The following is a 19,517-nucleotide window of genomic DNA, read 5'->3' as shown; positions in this document are numbered from 1 at the left end:
ACCGTCGTCAGGGGCAGTGGTCAGAGCTGCCTGTGATCCTTCGCGTGCGCGTAGAGAATGCGCCGATTGAACAGGGACAGTATCGCGATTCGTTCACGTTAGTCATCCGTGCAGGTCTATAACAGGAAAGTTTATGAAACAAAATTTCAGACAGTGTGCGCCCTTGCTGGGCGTCGGGTTGATATTAGCTGGATGCCAAGGGGAAGAGAGTCCCAAGGCACCAGCAAGTAATACCCTCATGGCGTATAACACCGTGGTGGTGGCCGACGAGGGATGGGTGGATATTAGCCAAGCTGTGGCCCATAGCGGCCGCAGCGAGGTGCAGTTAACCAATGTGACCTCGATGATGGCGGACTGCCCAGATGCTCAGTTGGGTGAGGCACTTCGCTTTCAGGTGACGCCATCGGATTGGGCTCGCTGTGAATACCAGTATCAAGTGAGCGCAGGCAGTGAACGTTCTGGGGCACAGGTGCAAGTCATGGCGGACGATGACCATGTGGTGTTGACACCGCTGACGACCTCGCTACCTCTAGGGGGGGTGAGTCAGCTAGGGGTACCAAGAGAGGGGCCGCAGGGGCAAGATTTAGCGGGCTTTGCGCTGTCGGCCAATCTAAGCACGGTTGGACCGGGGTGCGAAGAGGTGACCTTATCGGTGCTCAATAGCACGTGGCCTCGATTGGTGTTTAACGGCGCGCAGACCACATCACCATGTCAGGTAACCGCCACTTATCAATTGACGCTCGATGATGAGCCCTTGTACTGGGGCGTGGCGAACGCGGCGGTGACCACCAGTACCCACACCCCACCACAAGCGAGCAATAGCGCTTATCCAGATGCGCTACCTATCAGTGAAACGGCACAGCGCATCGATATCACACCTTACGTTCAGGCGGGCACTTACCCAGATTGGCAGTTGCTGGAAGTACAGAGCTTAACCGCCAACGTTGCGGTGGACGATAAGCAGCATCTGCTGTTTTCGGCAGGCCAAGAGGGCGTGCACACCCTCGGTTATACCGTGGGCGATGAGTATGGCGGCTTGTCGGGTGGGTTGCTAATGGTCGAGGCCTACTCCCCGGACAGCGTGGCCCCATGGTCTGACATTTTGACCGCCGATGCACAGTTTTTAGCGCCACTGACCCACGCGCAAGCACAGCGCTTAGGAGTTGTGAGTGAGAGTCAATTGGACATCAGTACCGGCAGTGAAGTGGTGGTCAGTGGGCAAGCTTACAGTGTGGCGCAGGGGCATTGTTCAACGCTTGGGTTTGATATCCCAACGGTGGCTATGCTCGATGATGTGCGCACCAACGGCCACGCGGTTGCCGAGGGCTGGCCCCACAGTCAGCACTACTGGGCCAAAGTCGAGGGAGACAATCAGCCGGCGGGGGTGTATGAGCTTGCCGATGGCAGCTTTACGCACAATGTACAGCCGTTTGAGGCCCATTATGTCACGTGTGCAAAAGGCTTGGCACTGAGTATTGCGGGCCCTGAATCATTGATAGCCGGTCGAGGCAGTGAGCTCACGGTGCGTCTTTTCCCACCGCGCGTCGGTGACGTGACTCTACGTCTGTCCGGTGACGATGCCACGTTTGAGGCTAATGGCTCGGATACCATAACCGTGTCACTGAACCCTCAAGGGGAAGCCAGTACTCGGGTGGTCAGCAATAAGGCGGTGCCGTTTACGCTCAGCGCGACCATGGGCACCTTTGAGAGCAGTGAACGTTTTGAGGTGGCACCGGACCGAGACAATGCGGTGGTGACGCTGGAAGTGCAACAAGATGGGGCATTAGTGTATGACGGTCAAAACGTCGTGCGCGCTCGCTTAGCGGACCCGTTTGGTAACCGTATTGGCCAAGAAACACTGCCGATACCGACCTTTGACACCCCGATGGTTAGCTGCATCAGCTGCTTTGATGATGCGGGGCGCACCACCACCTCGGCTGGGTATCTGGACATGACCTTGGTCTCTTACGATAAGTCTTCGCACCCAACGCTTATGACGCAATGTTATCACGGTGCGTGTGACGACGTGACGGTTCAGTTTGCTGATAGGTTGTATTTAGACAATGTAATGCGTGTGGTTGGTGGGACCACAGCGTTTGGCGCACTGCGCCAAGATGGGGTCGTGAGCTGGGGGGATATTCGTTATGAGAGTGCCACTCAAGCGGTACCTGCACCGCTTGGCACTAGCGCCACTGAACTGGTGCAAGGATCTTCGATGAGCGCTGTGCTGTGGAGTGATGGCAGTGTCTCCTCGTGGGGGCAGGGCCATCCAGCAGAAAGTCCCATTACGACGCCGCCCACTATCGCCAACCCGGAAAACGAGGCTGACCAAGTGGTGGCACTTTCGGCGAGTTCGTTCGCGTTCGGTGCCATCCAACAAAGTGGTGAGGTGGTTGCTTGGGGTCACTCAGGTTACGGTGGACTGATGAACAGCACGCTCGCTGACGTGCGCACCCTAACCCCCAACAATTATGCGTTTGCGGTCACCATGGGCGATAATGCCGCGCTTGGTGCGTGGGGTAATGGCAGCTACGGGGGGCAGGCGCCCACCGGGGTGGTGGATGTGAAAGCCATCGTCCCGTCCTATGGCGCCTTTGCTGCTATTGCCGGCGAGGAGCGACAGCTTGTGACTTGGGGGTTTGAAGGTCACGGTGGGTCAGGTCCATCGTTGACGGGTGTAAGAGAGGTGGTCAGTACCCATAATGCCTTCGCGGCGCTGCTTGAGGACGGCACAGTGCGGGTGTGGGGGGATGCAGACCGAGGGGGACGCTTGGATGCCAATGAACAAGCGGCGCTCACCGATGTGGTGAGTATCACCGCGAACGCATTTGCGTTTGCCGCGCTGAAAGGGGACGGCAGTGTCGTCGCCTGGGGCGGCGCGGGGACTGGCCGAGAGCTTCCTTCCTTTGACGGGCACCCGATCATGGCTATCTACCCTGTTTGGCAGGGCGCTTTCGCGGCGCTGCTTGATGACAATACGCTGAAAGTCTGGGGACGCGATGATTATGGTGGCGACCCAGACGCGGCGCCGACACAAGCCATTTCACGCCTTTGGGGGGGCAACTATGCCTTTGTGGCTGAGCTAGAGGATGGCAGTTGGCATGCTTGGGGTAGCTACAGTTACGGGGGGCATTTACCCAACACAATAAAAGAGACCTTGCGTCAATCGATGATCACTGAGTTGGTGAGCAATGGCCGCGGGTTTGCGGCGCTCACGGACAACGGCCGGGTGATTACGTGGGGAAGTGGCAATTATGGCGGCAATAGCTGCCAGGCACAACCTCCTTGGGACAGAGAGGGCTATTCAGCATGGAGCTGTTAAGAATGAGAACACGCACAGTATTGCCACTGACAGCGCTAGCGCTGCTCGTGGGTTGTCAACAAGAGGCGGCACAGAGTGAGCCGCCAGCCGTCAGTGCCATGCCTTACGTCACGGCTGTGCCAGGCGGTGTCGGTTATGTGGATGTGTCCAGTCAGGTCCGTCATGGCGAGACACTGTCTGCGGTCACCTCGTCGAGCTGCGAGCCCGCAGGGGTGGATGGGCTTGGCTTTTATGTCGAGCAAGCGGGGAGCTTATGTGATTATACCTTTACCGCGTCAGGGCCTGGTGGGCGTGCCAGTGCGGTTGCTTGGGTGGCGGATGCGGATGCGCTGGTCATGCTGCCGCCCTTGGGAGTGGCGCTTGAGCGGGGTGACGAGATGTATTTGGTGAGCATGCCGACCGAGGATGAGCACGGCGTTGACATCAGTGATTACCTGCTTCAAGACACGTTCATCGTCGAAGGATTACCGGTGACTGCTCGGGCAAACACTGGTCGTATAGTGCTCGAGTCTGACGCCATCGACCGCATTGGCTATAGCAGTGTCTATTATCAGCTATCGCACCCCAATGCGGGGAGTGATACGCGTCCAGCGCAGTATTTGGGTGTAGTGGATGTCACCTTCTCCGAGCCAGGCAGTCACCCGCCGGTGGCAGGGCCAGGTCGTCATCCCAATATGGTGAATGTGGGTGACACGGTGTCCATCGCGATTGACCCTTGGGTCACAGCCGGCAGTCATGCGTACGAGTTGGTCAATGTCACTGCAATGGGCGCTAGCGTTCGCCTTGATGACGATAACCCGAATCAGTTTCTGTTCAGTGCTTTGACGGCAGGTGAGCACGTGGTGCGCTACACCGTGAGTGACCATCGCGCGGGGGTGAGCACCCATTTGGTTCGAGTGACCACGGTATTGCCCGACGGGGAAGCGCGTTGGGACGACATTTTCCATCAGGGCTACAGTTTTACAGCGCCGATGACCTATTCCATGGCGCAGCGAGAAGGATTGCTGCCCACAGCGGTGTATGAGCCAGACTATACCCCAGAGGTGTATATGGCAGCGATGGCGTACGACGATGTAGCGTACTACTGTCAGCAGCAAGGCTCTAGTATGCCAGATACCGCCGCGGCTGAGGCTCTTATCCATGCAGACCCCGTATCAAAGGACTGGCCAGCGGGCAGCGCGTATTGGTTAGAGGGGGGCGAGTCGGTGTTTTCACTTGCCGATGGGAGCTTATCTCCTGCCGATGCGTCGCATTACTACGCCACCTGTGCTCAATCTCTGCCGCTGACCTTGTCGGTGGAGAGCAACACCTTGATAGCCAACAATCAGCCTTCTTCATCCATAGAGGTGAGGGTGATGCCGGCGCAGGCGACGACCGTCTCACTTAAGCTAACTGAAGGGGTGGCGATGCTCAACGGCTGCAGTGGGAGCAGCACGCAGTGTACGGTGAATACCGACGATACTGGTGTTGCGCATGTCACGCTACAGGGCACCACCGCCGGCAGTGTTTTATTGGAGGCATCGTTGAATGAGCTTAAAGCAGAGCAGCGCTTTACCTTACTCGCCGACCCGGATACTGGGATCGCAACATTGAAGGTGATTAGAAATAGCCAACCGTTGTGGACTGGGTATAACCAGTTGCAATTGAACCTAAATGATGCTTATGACAACCCTCTTGAAGGGGTTGATTTTGGCACCCCTGGTCTTGGCGGCCCTGAGCCCGCTTACGGACAGGTTCACTTAGACGCGGACACCACCAGCATTATGAACAAGAGTGGCAAGATGCGCACCGATGACAAGGGTCAATTGGTGATCAGCCTGAGGGACTATGACAACGCGGCACATGACACAAGCGTGTGGGTGACCTATCAACGCCCGGATGGGAGCGAGTATGAGAGTATCAAGCGGGAGGTCAGTTTTACTGAGCTAAGCTATTGGCTGCTCGATGTTGAGGCCATTGTGCCGATTGGGCGAGCCATGCTAGCCCTGCGTGATCGAGGTCTCGGGTATCGTATAGTCGCCTGGGGCGCAGATGTTCCCACACCCAGCGGGAATTTGGCTCAAGAGCTGGCGACAGTACAGCCCGAGGCTTTGTTTTACACCCAATTTGCCGCCGCCGTCGTGGTGGACGATGAGGACACCAACCGACTGATCGCTTGGGGCGATGTCAATGCTGGTGGCACATTAACTGAACAGGCGCAGCAGATACGGGATATTGTCACGGTCAATGCCAGTGAGCGAGCCTTCGCAGCCCTCACACGTCAAGGCGATGTAGTGACATGGGGCAGTAAATGGTATGGCGGCGATGTCTCAATGACCGACATTGACCAGCCGGTGACGGCGATCGTCGGCAACCAGTATGCCTTTGTCGCAGAGCAGCGTGACGGTCGTCTAAAAGCTTGGGGAGAGCCTGATTTTGGCGGAACGATACCCGATGGTCTGACCGGACGCGCTCAGGACATTGTGGGTAATTACCGCGCCTTTTCAATGATAACGGACCAGGGCACCGTGGTGAGTTGGGGAGAAGAGTCGCATGGCGGGGATGGACCGCCTGATCCAGAACAAAGAGTCACCCACCTGGCTGCGACGCGAGGGGCCGACAGTAGTAGTGGTGGCGCTTTTGCGGCCATCACTGAGAATGGCGATATTATGGTGTGGGGGCATCGAAACTACGGAGGACGTCCTCCTGTAGTGACCGAATCAGTGATCGACATCGTGTCTAACTACTACGCGTTTGCGGCATTAACCGTTAACGGGAACGTAATCACTTGGGGGGGAAGCAGTTACGGTGGCATTGTCCCAGATAATGTGGTCAGTGAGCTAAGGGGGATCAGGCGTATTGAGACCCTTCCGGGTGGGTTCGCGGCGTGGCGTGACGATGGCGCTGTAGTGATTTGGGGGCTCTATAGCAACTCTACTGATCCATCACCCAAAGTCTTTACCAATGCGACACAAGTAGTGGGCTCACTGTATGGCTACGCCGTTCTCCATGGCGACGGCAGCGTAACAGGGTTTGGACACAGCACGCTGGCTCAGTGGCCCTTTGAGTGGGTTCAGGCGCAGCTCATCGGCGTGAGAGCGGTCTATGCCAATGATTATGGGTTTGCGGCGCAACGTGAGGATGGCAGTGTGGTCACGTGGGGACACAGTTGGAGCAACACCTGTGTGAGGCAGCCGCCTTGGCTATCAGGCATGAGTGCCTATGAAACCTATGGCGATACTTTAGGTTGCTAATGACATAGGACAAATGGAGTATGGAATGTGTATGAGCAATCAAAATAAGCGCTTGGCCGCGGTGGCACTCATGGTGACGATTTATGTTGCCCCTTGTGTTGCTGAAAACGGTTGGCACATAGGCGGTATGGTCGGCACCGCCTCTCAAATCGCTGCCCAGCGCTACACAGAGTGGGCTTATGGAGGCTATGGGGTAACGGATTGATTAGACATCGGGATAGGGGAGAGTGTGATTGGTGCGACGGAGCAAAATGCCACCAGCGTGAAACCCGCCCTTTACAACAGAGCGAAGTATCCGCTCAGTCAGGAGGAGTCTCTATATGCGGGCTAGGGGTTCGGGGTGTTGATAGTCTCAGCGCGAAGGTTGGCTGGTTGCACCGTTTCAGTGACCCCTTGTCATTGAACATTGGCTACCGTTATCAGCACCAACTCTATAAGTTAGAGGAGGGCAATCTCTATACTTTGGCGATTGGGTTGGAGTGGCGTATTCCCGACCTTCAGTCAACGACTGATAATCTGAGGCAGTAATGCTTATGTTTTGGCCAACAGATGAGTGAACTAATTTCACTAGTAAGCCTCCTCTTCCATACCCAAGCAAATCTCGTCGAAACTGCACCTTGAGGTTACTTGGGTATACATGTTTCCTATGATGTCGAACGTATTATCATTAATGGGTAGGAACTAATAAAAGTCTACGGGCGCGGTATTTTCCAAATGTGACCTTCTCCCAAAAAAGCGATGAACTTATTATAAGGAAGTACCATTATTATTAAATGTGCTTTGAAATATTGGTCTGATCACTTTTTTCTGGCAGGCAGAATAAGTACCCATATTCACGAACAGTAACAAAGTACTTCTTGCTCAAGATTTTTCTTAATTGAGAGATTGCGACTACTACTGCTTCTACTCCAACTTTTTTATTTCCCCATCCGATATTAACCAAATCCTCCTTGCTATATATAACTCCCTGATTATTATGTAAATGTAGCAGGATTGAATATTGTGCTTTCGAAATGCGACCGATGATTCTCATGTTAGCACTATTAAAAACCAGTCCATTTGAGAGAAAGATTTTGCCATCTAGTGAGAAGTTATTTTCATTTTTATCATTTAGTAGCTGTCTCAGTTCTATCACTGCATCTCCCCTTTTCTACTAGCTGAATTACAGATTGTGCGAGCAAGTTAACATACTAATATTAGGAAACACATACCAGCCCTGAATATTTTGGATATATAAACAGGATATAATCAGGAAGTGTTCAACAGTATAATATATAAATCAAAACGTTATGAGCTGCATTGTAGCCTAATTCGCTGTAACTCAATCAGGAGGTTAGGAACAGTTCGGTTGCTGGTAAGACCTCTGAACTCTATACACTGTTTGAGCTTGCAAACACAATATGGAAAAAAATATCTATACCTTGTAAATATTTACCGATAGAAATCACACCACTGATGCTCGGAACAGGGAGAGTTTTTATCTAGTGATCAGCAGGAGTTCTACCAGCCACTTCAGGATCATTGTCTGGCTATATACCCAAGTAAACTCGCCCGAAGGGAGCCAATATACAGGCTCTGAATTCTGCATCTTGAGGTCACTTGGGTATAGGGGTAACTGCGTCGATACGGCTCATCATTATGGTGAGAGTGAAAGTGTCATTGGAAGTTGGTTAACAGCCAGACAATGCAAAGATCAAGTCGTTTAGTTGACCAAAGTCGTACACCCCACCACCCAAAAGCGCTTTCCTTCATAACAGTCAAACCACCACCAATCACAATTATGTATTTGGGTATTGATTGACCAATAAATAGCTGTGAATAAATCTCATACTTTGATTTCTATCACCCCGATAAATCGTCTAATTGTGAGAAAAATCACAACAAACAAAACCAAATGCTTGTTAAATGAATTCAAACGAATCCAAATGCAGGTGTATTTGAGCTGTTTTTGTTTTCATTTACAGTGATTTTAGATTCGTATTTGTTAACTGATTTGAGAAAACAAACATTGAAGAGGGATAGATCTAATGAATGCCAAGCAACTTGCAGCAATGATTGACCACACAAACCTTAAGCCTTTTGCCTCGGTTGAGGACTTTAAAGTGTTGTGCCAAGAAGCCAGTGAGAATCAGTTCAAGATGGTTGCCATCAATTCATCACCGGTTTCCTTATGCGCCGATATGCTAAAAGAGACTGGGGTAAATGTCGGTGCAGCGATCTCTTTTCCTTTAGGGCAAACCACTATCGCAACCAAGTGCTTTGAAACTGAGGTAGCGATTAAAGAGGGGGCCGATGAGATTGATTATGTGATTAATATTGGTGAACTAAAGAATGGTAACTACGCGTATATCGAGGAAGAAATGAGTCGCATTGTTGCTATTTGCCGCGAAAACAAGGTGACATCAAAGGTTATCTTCGAGAATTGCTACCTCAATGACAGTGAAAAAATCAAGCTGTGTCAGATTGCTTCTGAAGTGAAACCAGACTTTATCAAAACCTCGACCGGTCTCGGCACATCCGGAGCGACTGTCGAGGACATCAAATTGATGCGCCAGCATGTTGCACCGCAAGTCAAAGTCAAAGCTTCGGGTGGCGTTCGTGATTTAGAAACCTTCCTTGCCATGGTGGATGCTGGTGCGGAGCGCATTGGTACATCATCGAGTCTCAAGATCCTTAAAGAGCTTGCACAACAGGCATAGCATGCAATAAATCCAGATTAATCAGAGAGGTACAAAATATGGCTAACACAAGAAAAGCAGCTGTCTTTATGGGCAAAGATCAGATGGTCGTGAAAGATGTTCCTATGGTCGATTGTGGTGACGATGATGTCGTGGTCAATATCAAAGCAGTCGGTGTCTGTGGTAGTGATGTTCACTTCTTTAAAGAGGGAAGGATTGGTCCTTATGTGCCACAGCCAGGGCATATCATCGGCCATGAATCCGCTGGTGTGATCAGCGCTGTGGGTAAGAATGTTAAACACAGAAAAGTGGGTGACCGGGTAGCGATTGAGCCTGGAACACCTTGTGGGCAGTGTGAGTTTTGTCAAAGTGGTCGCTATAACTTGTGCCTCGATATGATGTTTTTGGGCCACCCAGATCCTTGTCGCGAAGGGGCAATGGCTGAATACGTGGTCACCAAAGCCAGTTCCACCTTTATCTTGCCTGAAGAAATGAGCTTTGCAGAGGGGGCAATGATGGAGCCCTTGGCCGTCGCTCTAATGGCACTTAAGCGCGGCAAAGTGACCGCGGGTATGAATGTGGCCATCCTAGGTAGTGGTCCAATTGGATTGTCTTTGCTACTGGCGTGTAAGGCATTTGGCTGCCAAGCCGTGTATATGACTGATATCGAGGAAGCACGCTTAGAGTTTGCTGAGCGTTTGGGTGCAACCAAGGCGTATAACGCCAAAGGCGATTATATCAGCGAAATCCTGGCTGATACCCATGGTGCGGGCTGTGATGTGGTGATTGAAGCGGCTGGTGATGAGTCTGCTTACCTCACCTGTACCAAAGTGGCCAAACGCGGCGGCACGATTGTGTTTGTCGGTATGACGGCAAAAGAAGAGTTCCCGATCAATGTGTTCGACATCTCGGATAAGGAGCTCGAAATCACGTCCATTTTCCGCTATGCCAACGTCTATCAGCAGGGTATTAATTTGGCCAGCTCTGGCGCCATCGATATGAACTCGATCATTACCCATAACTTCCCACTCGATGATGTGGTTGAAGCGATAGAGGTGGCCCATAGCAAGCGTGATAACGCGATGAAGGTTGTGTTGACGGTCTAATTCATTGAAATAAGGGAATATGCAATGAGAGTAGCGAGTTATTACGGAAAAGGCGATATCCGCCTAGAAGAGAAGCCGATCCCGCGCGTGGGCCCGGGCGAGCTTTTGATAAAAATGCAAGCGGCCGCGATTTGCGGAACGGACCTGCGAATCTACAAACACGGTCACTTTAAGATTGACCCAGAGGATCGCCGCGTTCTCTCGCATGAAAATGCCGGTGTGATTGAGAGCATTGGTGATGGTGTGGTGAATTTTTTTCCGGGCGACAGAGTCATTGTTGCGCCAAATGTGGGCTGTGGGCAATGCGCTCAATGCAAAGCTGGGTTTAATCAGTTGTGTCCAGACTATGATGCCTTTGGCATTAACCGTGACGGTGGCTTTGCCGAGTTTATGTTAGTTGAAGCCGATGCGGTGAAAGGGGGGAACGTTCTCAAAGTTCCGGAGAACCTGTCACTAGAAGACGCGGTGTTGGCCGAGCCACTTTCCTGTGTGTACAACTCCTGGAAAATGTTGGGCACCAAACCGGGTGACAGTGTGCTCATCGTTGGAGCCGGGCCAATTGGGGCACTGCACGTGGCCATGAACAAACTGGCCGGAGCGACCCAGATCTTTTTAGCGGATATCTCCGATCAGCGTTTAGCCGATGTCAAAAAATTTGGTGCTGACGATACCATCAATTCTGAGCAGGTTGATTTGGTCGAGTACATCAACGATGTCACGGATGGACGAGGCGTTGACGTTGTGATTGCCGCTTGCTCTCACCCAAGTATTCAATCTTTATCGCTTGAAGTCGCGGCGATCCATGGTCGGATTAACTTCTTTGGTGGTATGCCTAAAGGGCTAGAAAACGTCACTTTAGATACTAACAAGGTGCACTATAAAGAGCTGATCGTCCTTGGTACCACAGGATCGAGTATCTCCGATTTTCAAGCGTCTCTCGATCTGATCGCGTCTGGCAAGATTGAGATTGAGGGGTTAGTGACGGCTCGGTATCCCCTAGAGGAGATCCACTCGGCCTTTGAGGGAGCACTGGCGGGTGTCGGCCTAAAAACACTCATCACCTATCAATAAGAATAACTAATAGGCAGGAACTATGGATTATTTAATTGGCGTTGATATTGGTACAACGGGAACCAAAACCGCGTTGTTTGATCTGCATGGTAATGAAGTGGCGGTCAGCTATGTTGAATCAAAGCTCTCATATCCAAAAGAGGGCTGGGTCGAGCAAGATCCGTGGGATTTTTACCAAACTGCCATAGAGACGATTTCGGATGTGGTTGAGCAGTCGCGGGTTGAACCCTCATCGATCAAGTCGATATGTGTTGCGGGGCAGATGGCCGGTATTTTAGGCGTCAATCAAACGTTCCAGCCTGTTACTCGTTATGATTCTTGGCTCGATACACGTTGCAAGCAGTATATCGAACAGATCCGCCAAACGGCAGAGCTCGATGTATTGGAGCTCAGTGGCTTACCGACAATGGTTGCACACTGCGCGAAAATGCTGTGGTGGCAGAATGAGGATCCTCAAACGCATGCGCAGGTAGACAAATACGTCATGCCAACCACCTTTGTCGTTGGTCAGTTAACTGGGCTTGATGCCTGTGATGCCTATATCGATGATACCCATGCCCACTTTTCTGGTCTGTTTGATTTCTATCGTGGTGAATGGTCTAGCTATTTGTGTGACAAGTTGGCGGTGGATACCAGTAAGCTACCAACCAAGATCCGTAAGCCTTGGGACGTCATAGGCACCATCACAGATAACGTCGCCCAGCTGACCGGGCTTAGCCCATCCACACGGGTGGTGGCGGGATGCGGCGACCAGGCTGCTGGGTTTCTTGGTGCCGGCATTGTTGAAAAGGGTGAGATCATTGATGTCTCGGGCACAGCGGCGGTGTTTGCTACCTGTGTTGACCGCTACAGCCCAGATGTTGAGCGGCGTACCTTGTTGACCTGCAAAGCGGCGACGGATGATCTTTGGTTTCCACACGCGTTTATCTCTGGCGGCGGGCTGTGCTTGCGATGGATGAAAGAGAACATTGTCGGCTCTAATGACCCCAATTTCTTCCACAGCATGAACGAGCAAGCCATGGCGTTGATGGATGGCCCTGAAAGCTCGCTGTTTCTTCCCTACCTCAATGGTCGAAACTTCCCTTTTAATGCAGATATGCGCGGATTTTGGGTTGGTTTCAACTGGAAAGATGATGCTGCTCGTCTTTACAAGGCAATCATGGAATCGATTGGCTATGAATATCTTAAATACCTAAAGATCGAGCAAAAGTTGTTTCCGGATATCAAGTTTAAGCGCGTCACTGCGATAGGGGGAGGGGCAAAGTCGGCCCTGTTTAATCAAATCAAGGCCGATATCTTGGGCATACCCTATGTGACGATAGACAGAGAAGAGGTGGGGTGCTTAGGCGCAGCATTAATTGGTGGCTTTGGTGTTGGGGTGATAAAGGAGTTAAAGCAGACCGTCAAATCAATGAACTCAATTAAACAGACATTTACCCCTGATATGGCGAGGCATAAGGCGTATCAAGAGTTTGCCTTGATGCATGAGAAGGTGACCAACCAAATGGAAGGGATTTACAGCGAATTTACGGCGTTGCAAGCAAGGAGTGGACAATGAGAGCAGCAGTGTTAGAGCAAGTTGGACAGCTTGTAGTTAAAGAGGTACCGATGCCACATAGGGACGATCAGAGTGCGGTAGTTCAGGTCAAAGCTTGTGGGGTGTGCGGCTCTGATTTAGAGCGTGTCATGCATAAAGGTACTTATCATTTTCCGACTATTCCAGGGCATGAGTTTGCGGGGGTAATAGAGCAAGGCTGTGATGATTTCGCTCAGGGGGAGCGGGTGGTTGTGGCGCCTATCATGCCGTGTAAAACCTGTGAGAGCTGTCGAAGCGGGTTTTATGGCCAGTGTGAGAACTATAACTTCCTTGGCTCACGTTGTGATGGTGGTTTTGCCGAGTATGTAAAAGTTCCGCAAGAGAATATATTACCTTTACCTGATAGCATCTCATTTCCTGAGGCGGCAGTAATAGAGCCGGCTGCGGTTACATTGCATGGTGTGCGCAAGCTTAACATCAATGTTGATGATGTGGTGACGGTGCTTGGCTGCGGTGCGCTGGGTTTATTGGCGGTGCAATTGGCGAAAATTATGGGGGCATCCGTGGTGATTGCTGTCGATATAAAGGCAAAAAACCTTGAACTCGCTACCCAGCTCGGAGCGGATTATGTGGTGAATTCTCGCACCGAAGATCTTCCCCAGCGCTTAGCACAACTGAGCAAGCGGGGAGTCAGCGTGGTCATAGAGACCGCAGGTGTTGCCTCAGTTCAGGCGCAAGCCATCGAACTGGTCAAGCCGCAGGGGCGCATTCTTTATTTGGGTACAGCCCATGCAGATGTGGTTTTACCCCCAACCGTGTTTGAAAAGATTATTCGTAACGAGTTGGCGCTACTTGGCTCTTGGAATTCCTATTCAGCTGATTTTCCAGGCGCAGACTGGCGCTCCATCATCAATCTCATTGCCCAGGGCAGGCTGGATGTCAAAACGCTCACTTCACACTGCGTGACAATGCGTGAGCTACCAGAAGTTATCGCAAAAATGTATCAGCGTGAGATGGAATACACCAAGGTCGTGATGTTAAACCAATAGCTAGGAGTAGAGATATGACTCTGTCTACCACCACCTCTCTTCCAATTAAGTATGGAAGGGTAATTAATCTAAATAACTTTGAGTGCCAAGATGATGTTTTTGGATGGTGCCCTGATATTATTGATTTTAAGCCAGATTATTCGATTAACGTTCTGTCATGTAAAAAAAGAAGCTTTGAAGTTGAAAAGTTAGAACGGCATAAAAACACGAAAGAAATTATTGTCCCTATTGATGGCAATGTCCTTATACCACTCGCTATTGGTGATGATTGTCAAGACAGGTTGACGTTCTCGCTTAGTCAGGGCCAAGCTTTAGAGTTAAATGAATCAGTTTGGCATTTTATACCCTACCCACAAGAGAAAGATGTAAATTGCTTAGTGATATTTAAGCAAAATACGGGTTTGAATGATATTGAATTCAAGCAGTTGAGCTAAATGCTTATCAAGAGAATAAAATCAATATGTGTAGCGGTATTGTATTTAATGTCCAAAAGTTTACGATTCATGATGGGCCTGGAATAAGAACAACGTTCTTTTTAAAAGGGTGTAATTTAAACTGTCCTTGGTGTCACAACGTAGAGTCTTTGAGTCGTTTAAAAGAACTCAGTTGGGATGCTGCCAAATGTCGCCACTGTAATCGTTGCGTAGATGCTTGCCAACAAGGAGCGCTGTCATTTAGTGAAAGTGGCGCCCTGCAGTTTGACGAGCAGCGCTGCGAAAGATGCTTTAACTGTGCACAGGCATGCCGAACACAAGCGCTAGAGGTGATCGGTACAGATTATACAGCGAACCAGCTAGTCGACATTGCGCTAAAAGATAAGGCGTATTTTGATGCCTCTGGTGGTGGTGTGACTATCTCGGGTGGAGAGCCATTGCTGCAAAGTCATTTTGTCGCGACGGTTTTTAAGTTGCTCAAATTGCAAGGGGTACACACCGCCATTGATACTGCAGGGTTTGTGCCATGGAGCAGCTTTGAGCGAGTACTTCCTTACACCGATGCTATTTTGCTTGATATGAAGGTGCTGGTGGAAGAGCAGTGCACGAATATGATTGGCGGCAAACTGAGGCATTTTTTGAAAAACCTCGCAAGGTTGAGGCAGTTTAGCGGTGATATCTATATACGTGTTCCTGTGGTCAAGGGCATCACCGACCAAGCTGCAAATATTGAAGCTATCAAGCAAGCTGTATCAGACCATCCTGCGATCCGCTCAATAAAGCTGCTTCCTTATCACTCCGTAGGGGCAGATAAAGGTGACAAGTTACTCTCGTCAATATGCCACGATAAGTTTGAGGCTTTAGGTAGGCAAGAGTTGGAAACGTTATTAGCAGAGTTTCAAGAATTAGATATACCAGCCATGATTGGATAAAGAGGGAATTATGGGTAACTCGATAGAGATATTAAAAAGTAAACTATTTGAGCGGGAAGACTTTTTAACATTTTATGAGAGAATTGAACTTCTCGAAGAAACGGAAAATATGTTCAATGAATACTCTTATGCTGAGAAGTATGGTTATACCTTGCAACATATTTTAAGCAACGTCTCCATCTGTATCGATGATAATGAGAGATTGTTTGGTAGAGTAAAAGAGATTATTCCCAATCAAGCGCAATATCAACATGCTGATAATATGAGTGAGCGTTGGTGGGGTAATGGTGACTTAGAAAAGCGCCGAGATAGCGTGCATTTCTACTACTCTCATGGTTGGCTAAAACGTCGCGCGCCTTGGTTTCACTCCATGGGGCATTTAGGCCTGCAGTGGGAAGAGATCCTCGAGTTGGGTTTACAAGGTTATATTAATAAAGCTGAGGGATTGCTTGCTGAAAAAAACGGCCACCAAGCAGACTTTCTGCGTGGAGCTGTGATTTGCTATCGAGCGATCCAGGAGTATATTTCGCGCTATGAGCAAACGCTTAGCAAGGCTGCTACTGAGGTGAATGACCCCCAGCGAGCTGTTGAGCTTGAGCATGCAAGCCATATCTGCAAGCAAATCGTTTCTGGTGCGCCACAAAGTTTTGAGCAGGCTGTTCAGTTGATCTGGTTGATAAGCTTAGTCTGCTCTAAGGTGTGTGGATGCGGTGTGCTCAATTTTGGACGCATGGATCAATACTTGTTGGCCTTGTATGAGCAAGATACTGCGCAAGGGCGGATCTCAAGTGAGCGTGCGCTTGAGATCATTAAAGAATTTTATATAAAGAACAATGAAATAATGGTTAATGTCGACCATATGTCGGTTGAAACTGACGAGGTCGATAAGCAGCTAGAAGTTACTTTCGATGATCCTAACTACATTATTCTTGGCGGCCTGAGTGCGCGTGGTAAGTCAGGTGTGAATCCACTTAGCTTCCTGTTTGTTCAAGCGGCGAATGAACTTCGGCTCAAAAATCCGTTTATCATTGTCCGTTATCACAAGGGGATTTGTGAGCGCTTTTTGCACTTGGTCTGTGATGGGATCATTCATAACGCGACCTTAGTCCTTTACAACGATGACACCATGTTACCTGCCCTGACTCGCTACGGTATTCGTGATGAGGATGTCTACGATTATGGCTTTTATGGTTGTAACGACCCAAGTTTTGCGGGCAAAGAAGGGGGGTTACGTCAACTCTGGTTTAATCTCGCCATTCCAATGGAATTGGCGCTGAATAATGGACAGATGTACAAAGGTGGTCCGTCACAGGGTAACTTCCCCCTAGAAGACCGAATGACCGGATTGATGTCTGGGCTTTACGCAGGCTTACCCGGTAAAGCGCTTGAGTCAATCACCACCCTAGATGAGTTATTTGATCAGTTTCAATCTCAGGTCGAGTTTCTGTTAGGTAACTATTACCGACAATTATGCCAAGACGTCAACAACGAAGTGGCGTTAAGCCCGGGGCGGCTGAGAATTGAAGATTGCTTTTTGCATGGAACACTTGAAAATGCCACGACTTGGACCGGATGCAGTAGCCTTTACCACAAAATAATCACCCAAGGTGTTGGGCTTGCCACTGTGGTCGATAGCTTCGCTGCGCTTGCCCATTATGTTTTTGACCTCAAGCAATTTACCTTAGCTGAGTATGTTGAGATCCTGAAAAACGATTTTCAGGGCCATCAGGACTTGCTCGATGAACTGGCCAACAGCCCACTAAAATATGGTAATGACAACCCACAAGTTGACCAGTATGCCAAGCGAATTGTCGATATCTTTACCGACGCCTGCCAAGCAACAAACCAGGCGGATGGTACGCATACGGATGGTACGCACACGGATGGTACGCACACGGATGGTACGCACACGGTTGGGGTATATAAACTCTTCCCAACCTTGTCGAGTGACAGAAGTTTTACCGACTCAGGTTTATTGATGGGGGCGAGCGCTAACGGTCGTTTGTCCAATCAGCCTTTAAGCGAAAATCAGTCCCCTTGTACCGGCGCTGATAATAGTGGCGTGACCTCGCTGCTTAATTCTGTCGCGAGTATCCCATTTAACAAAATCACCGGTGGACCACTGAATGTGAAACTGCATCCAACGATGGTGAAAGGTGTCAAGGGGCTCGAGATGTTTAAGATCCTGATTAAGACCTATATGGCCAAGGGTGGTATGCAGGTGCAAACCAATATCTTGAATCGAGAAGATCTGATTCAAGCGCAAAAAACACCAGAGAAATACCGAGACTTATGTATCCGTATTACGGGATACAGTGCTTATTTTACCAAGATGGGCAAGCTTGCTCAGGATGAAATTATCGCAAGGACGGAACACGGATAAAAAGCAATCTAATATACCCAAATAACCTCAAGATTTAGTTTCAGCGAAATTCACTTGGCTGCGAGCCAAGTGAATCTTGCCCAAAGGATGGCAATATTCTGGCTCTCCCCCACGTCAAATGACCTTAAAGGGGAGTGGCTTTTCTGCGGCCATTTTCCTTGATAGGAGCGGTATGTTGCCCCTGAAGTTAGCTCCTTGAGGCCACTAGGGTATGCAAATATAAACATAAGGAAGTTCAACTATGACAGTTTATTCCAGTAACTTGAAAACCGACGTCAATACCCTAGACATCACAGATGCAGTCGCGCCCGAAGAAAGCGCTGATCGAATAAAGCTCAAAGAGTATCTAGGCTATTTTGGCTATGGTTTCGGTCAATGTTTTGCGTACGGTATCATCGGTACATTTATACTGTACTTCTACACTGATATTCTGATGATTTCGGCGGTTTCCGCGAGTATTATTTTCTTGATAGCCAGGGTTTGGGATGCGGTGAATGATCCCTTAGTGGCAGGGATTATGGACTCGCGGGTGACCAAAGAGGGTAAATTTCGCGGTTATCTGAAATTTGTGCCTTTATTGGTGTTTATCTCAACTGTCATTTGCTTCTTTAACCCAGATATTTCCCTGACTGGTAAGGTGCTCTATGCGGCGGTTACTTACATCTTGTGGGGCACATTCTATACCTTCTCAGATATCCCATTTTGGTCAATGTCGGCGGTGATGTCTGCTCGAAATGATGAGCGAACCAAATTGGTTTCTGCAGCAAATGTTGGTGTTTGTGGTGGCATTGGTATGGCGAGTATCTCAGTACCCCCGCTGGTTGCAGCCTTTTCTAATGGTGACGAAGGTCGAGGCTATTTGATTGCTGTAGCGATTTTGATGACCGTGGGGTACCTGTTGATGATGTATGGTTACAGCGTGGTTAGAGAGCGCGTCAAACCTATCAGTGATGAGAAGCCAACTATGAAAGACGTGGTTGCTACGCTGAAGACCAACCGACCTATGTTTAAAGTGCTCGCGGTGTTTATGTTTAAGTTCTGTACCGATGTAGTGCAGGCTATCGTGGTCTACTTCTTCATCTACAATATGAGAGACTCCAGCCTGATGACCTTTTTCGGTATCGTCGTTTTGGCCAGTGCCGTTGCGATTATGATCTTGCCGTTTGTTACGCGATATTTTAAGAAGAAGCATATATACATTGCAATTATGACCGTTGATATCGCCTTGCGGGTGTGGTTGTATCTTACAGGGTATGAGAACGTTTACTTTGTCATGGGCATTTTGACGGCGACCCAGTTTATTAACGCAATGACCATACCCCTTGTTTCAATGATGCTAGTAGAGACAATTGATTACAGTGAAGTGAGAACAGGGAAACGCTGTGAGGCAATCACGTTCAGTGGTCAAACCTTTACAGGAAAACTCTCAGTGGCTCTAGCTGGTGCCGCAACCGGCCTGACCTTGAGCTTGATTGGTTATGTTCCATCCCAAGAGCAGACGGAATTCACCCTCAACGGCATTTTCTTTGCTGTGGCCCTGCTGCCAGCACTTGGTTCTCTGTGTCGTATCCTGATTCTACTCTCTTATCGTTATACAGAGACAGAGCATCGAGAAGATCAGCGTAAGCTAGCTGAGATGCGTGCAGCCGCGGCTTCGCGAGCATAGGAGCCTAATTTCGAATATTTAGTGTGTTGATTGGACAACGAATGCCAGGAAGCAAGTCTCCTTGCTTCCTGATTGTATACCCAAGCGACTGCTTTAGTTGCCGACC

The 19,517-nt window shown here is 49.7% G+C and carries 13 protein-coding genes; 12 read left to right on the top strand and 1 reads right to left on the bottom strand.

The window, feature by feature from the left end; all coding sequences use genetic code 11:
• Positions 1–133 precede the first annotated feature (133 nt).
• From ACZ5R2_RS21130 to ACZ5R2_RS21120, 3 genes are read left to right on the top strand one after another with little or no spacing between them, the layout of a single operon-like run.
• Positions 134–3,322, top strand: coding sequence for an RCC1 domain-containing protein (locus tag ACZ5R2_RS21130; protein WP_464902653.1), 3,189 nt, complete (start codon positions 134–136; stop codon positions 3,320–3,322).
• A 2-nt stretch (positions 3,323–3,324) separates the two neighbouring features.
• Complete coding sequence (locus ACZ5R2_RS21125; protein ID WP_464902654.1) at positions 3,325–6,555, top strand: hypothetical protein; 3,231 nt, start codon at positions 3,325–3,327, stop codon at positions 6,553–6,555.
• A 31-nt stretch (positions 6,556–6,586) separates the two neighbouring features.
• The gene (locus ACZ5R2_RS21120) at positions 6,587–6,760 is read left to right on the top strand and encodes a hypothetical protein (RefSeq protein WP_464902655.1); all 174 of its coding nucleotides are present in this window, start codon (positions 6,587–6,589) and stop codon (positions 6,758–6,760) included.
• Positions 6,761–7,324: 564 nt separating this feature from the next.
• On the opposite strand, the gene ACZ5R2_RS21115 is transcribed toward ACZ5R2_RS21120, so the two are convergent.
• Positions 7,325–7,690 (bottom strand): winged helix-turn-helix domain-containing protein, encoded by a 366-nt coding sequence (locus tag ACZ5R2_RS21115; RefSeq protein WP_464902656.1) that lies wholly within the window; start codon positions 7,688–7,690, stop codon positions 7,325–7,327.
• A gap of 892 nt (positions 7,691–8,582) precedes the next feature.
• On the opposite strand from ACZ5R2_RS21115, the gene deoC reads away from it, so the two are divergent.
• From deoC to ACZ5R2_RS21070, 9 genes are all read left to right on the top strand, one after another.
• The gene (deoC, locus tag ACZ5R2_RS21110) at positions 8,583–9,254 is read left to right on the top strand and encodes a deoxyribose-phosphate aldolase (protein ID WP_464902657.1); all 672 of its coding nucleotides are present in this window, start codon (positions 8,583–8,585) and stop codon (positions 9,252–9,254) included.
• A gap of 38 nt (positions 9,255–9,292) precedes the next feature.
• Positions 9,293–10,339: an NAD(P)-dependent alcohol dehydrogenase gene (locus tag ACZ5R2_RS21105; RefSeq protein ID WP_464902658.1), complete on the top strand. Its 1,047-nt coding sequence runs from the start codon at positions 9,293–9,295 to the stop codon at positions 10,337–10,339.
• Between the two features lie 24 nt (positions 10,340–10,363).
• Entirely contained in the window at positions 10,364–11,410 is a 1,047-nt protein-coding gene (locus ACZ5R2_RS21100) for a zinc-dependent dehydrogenase (protein ID WP_464902659.1), read from the top strand.
• Between the two features lie 22 nt (positions 11,411–11,432).
• Positions 11,433–12,968 carry a xylulokinase gene (locus tag ACZ5R2_RS21095; RefSeq protein ID WP_464902660.1) on the top strand — a complete coding sequence of 512 codons (1,536 nt, stop codon included), beginning with the start codon at positions 11,433–11,435 and terminating at the stop codon, positions 12,966–12,968.
• Positions 12,965–13,996, top strand: coding sequence for a galactitol-1-phosphate 5-dehydrogenase (locus tag ACZ5R2_RS21090; RefSeq protein ID WP_464902661.1), 1,032 nt, complete (start codon positions 12,965–12,967; stop codon positions 13,994–13,996). The genes ACZ5R2_RS21095 and ACZ5R2_RS21090 overlap by 4 nt, the downstream gene beginning before the upstream one ends.
• Positions 13,997–14,010: 14 nt before the next feature.
• Entirely contained in the window at positions 14,011–14,430 is a 420-nt protein-coding gene (locus ACZ5R2_RS21085) for an ureidoglycolate lyase (protein WP_464902662.1), read from the top strand.
• A 26-nt stretch (positions 14,431–14,456) separates the two neighbouring features.
• Positions 14,457–15,362: a glycyl-radical enzyme activating protein gene (locus tag ACZ5R2_RS21080; protein ID WP_464902663.1), complete on the top strand. Its 906-nt coding sequence runs from the start codon at positions 14,457–14,459 to the stop codon at positions 15,360–15,362.
• A gap of 10 nt (positions 15,363–15,372) precedes the next feature.
• A complete protein-coding gene (locus tag ACZ5R2_RS21075) occupies positions 15,373–17,745 on the top strand; it encodes a pyruvate formate lyase family protein (protein ID WP_464902664.1) in 2,373 nt (790 codons plus the stop codon).
• 241 nt (positions 17,746–17,986) lie between these two features.
• Positions 17,987–19,411, top strand: coding sequence for an MFS transporter (locus tag ACZ5R2_RS21070; RefSeq protein ID WP_464902665.1), 1,425 nt, complete (start codon positions 17,987–17,989; stop codon positions 19,409–19,411).
• Positions 19,412–19,517: the final 106 nt, after the last annotated feature.

The organism is Vibrio sabulosilitoris, from assembly GCF_055391395.1.
This window is presented reverse-complemented; position numbering and strand designations above follow the sequence as displayed.

Coding starts and splice junctions, on each gene's coding strand:
- ACZ5R2_RS21095 (WP_464902660.1), top strand. CDS start 11,433: ATGGATTATTTAATTGGCGTTGATATTGGTACAACGGGAACCAAAACC.
- ACZ5R2_RS21105 (WP_464902658.1), top strand. CDS start 9,293: ATGGCTAACACAAGAAAAGCAGCTGTCTTTATGGGCAAAGATCAGATG.
- ACZ5R2_RS21080 (WP_464902663.1), top strand. CDS start 14,457: ATGTGTAGCGGTATTGTATTTAATGTCCAAAAGTTTACGATTCATGAT.
- ACZ5R2_RS21075 (WP_464902664.1), top strand. CDS start 15,373: ATGGGTAACTCGATAGAGATATTAAAAAGTAAACTATTTGAGCGGGAA.
- ACZ5R2_RS21125 (WP_464902654.1), top strand. CDS start 3,325: ATGAGAACACGCACAGTATTGCCACTGACAGCGCTAGCGCTGCTCGTG.
- ACZ5R2_RS21090 (WP_464902661.1), top strand. CDS start 12,965: ATGAGAGCAGCAGTGTTAGAGCAAGTTGGACAGCTTGTAGTTAAAGAG.
- ACZ5R2_RS21100 (WP_464902659.1), top strand. CDS start 10,364: ATGAGAGTAGCGAGTTATTACGGAAAAGGCGATATCCGCCTAGAAGAG.
- ACZ5R2_RS21120 (WP_464902655.1), top strand. CDS start 6,587: ATGAGCAATCAAAATAAGCGCTTGGCCGCGGTGGCACTCATGGTGACG.
- deoC (WP_464902657.1), top strand. CDS start 8,583: ATGAATGCCAAGCAACTTGCAGCAATGATTGACCACACAAACCTTAAG.
- ACZ5R2_RS21130 (WP_464902653.1), top strand. CDS start 134: ATGAAACAAAATTTCAGACAGTGTGCGCCCTTGCTGGGCGTCGGGTTG.
- ACZ5R2_RS21085 (WP_464902662.1), top strand. CDS start 14,011: ATGACTCTGTCTACCACCACCTCTCTTCCAATTAAGTATGGAAGGGTA.
- ACZ5R2_RS21070 (WP_464902665.1), top strand. CDS start 17,987: ATGACAGTTTATTCCAGTAACTTGAAAACCGACGTCAATACCCTAGAC.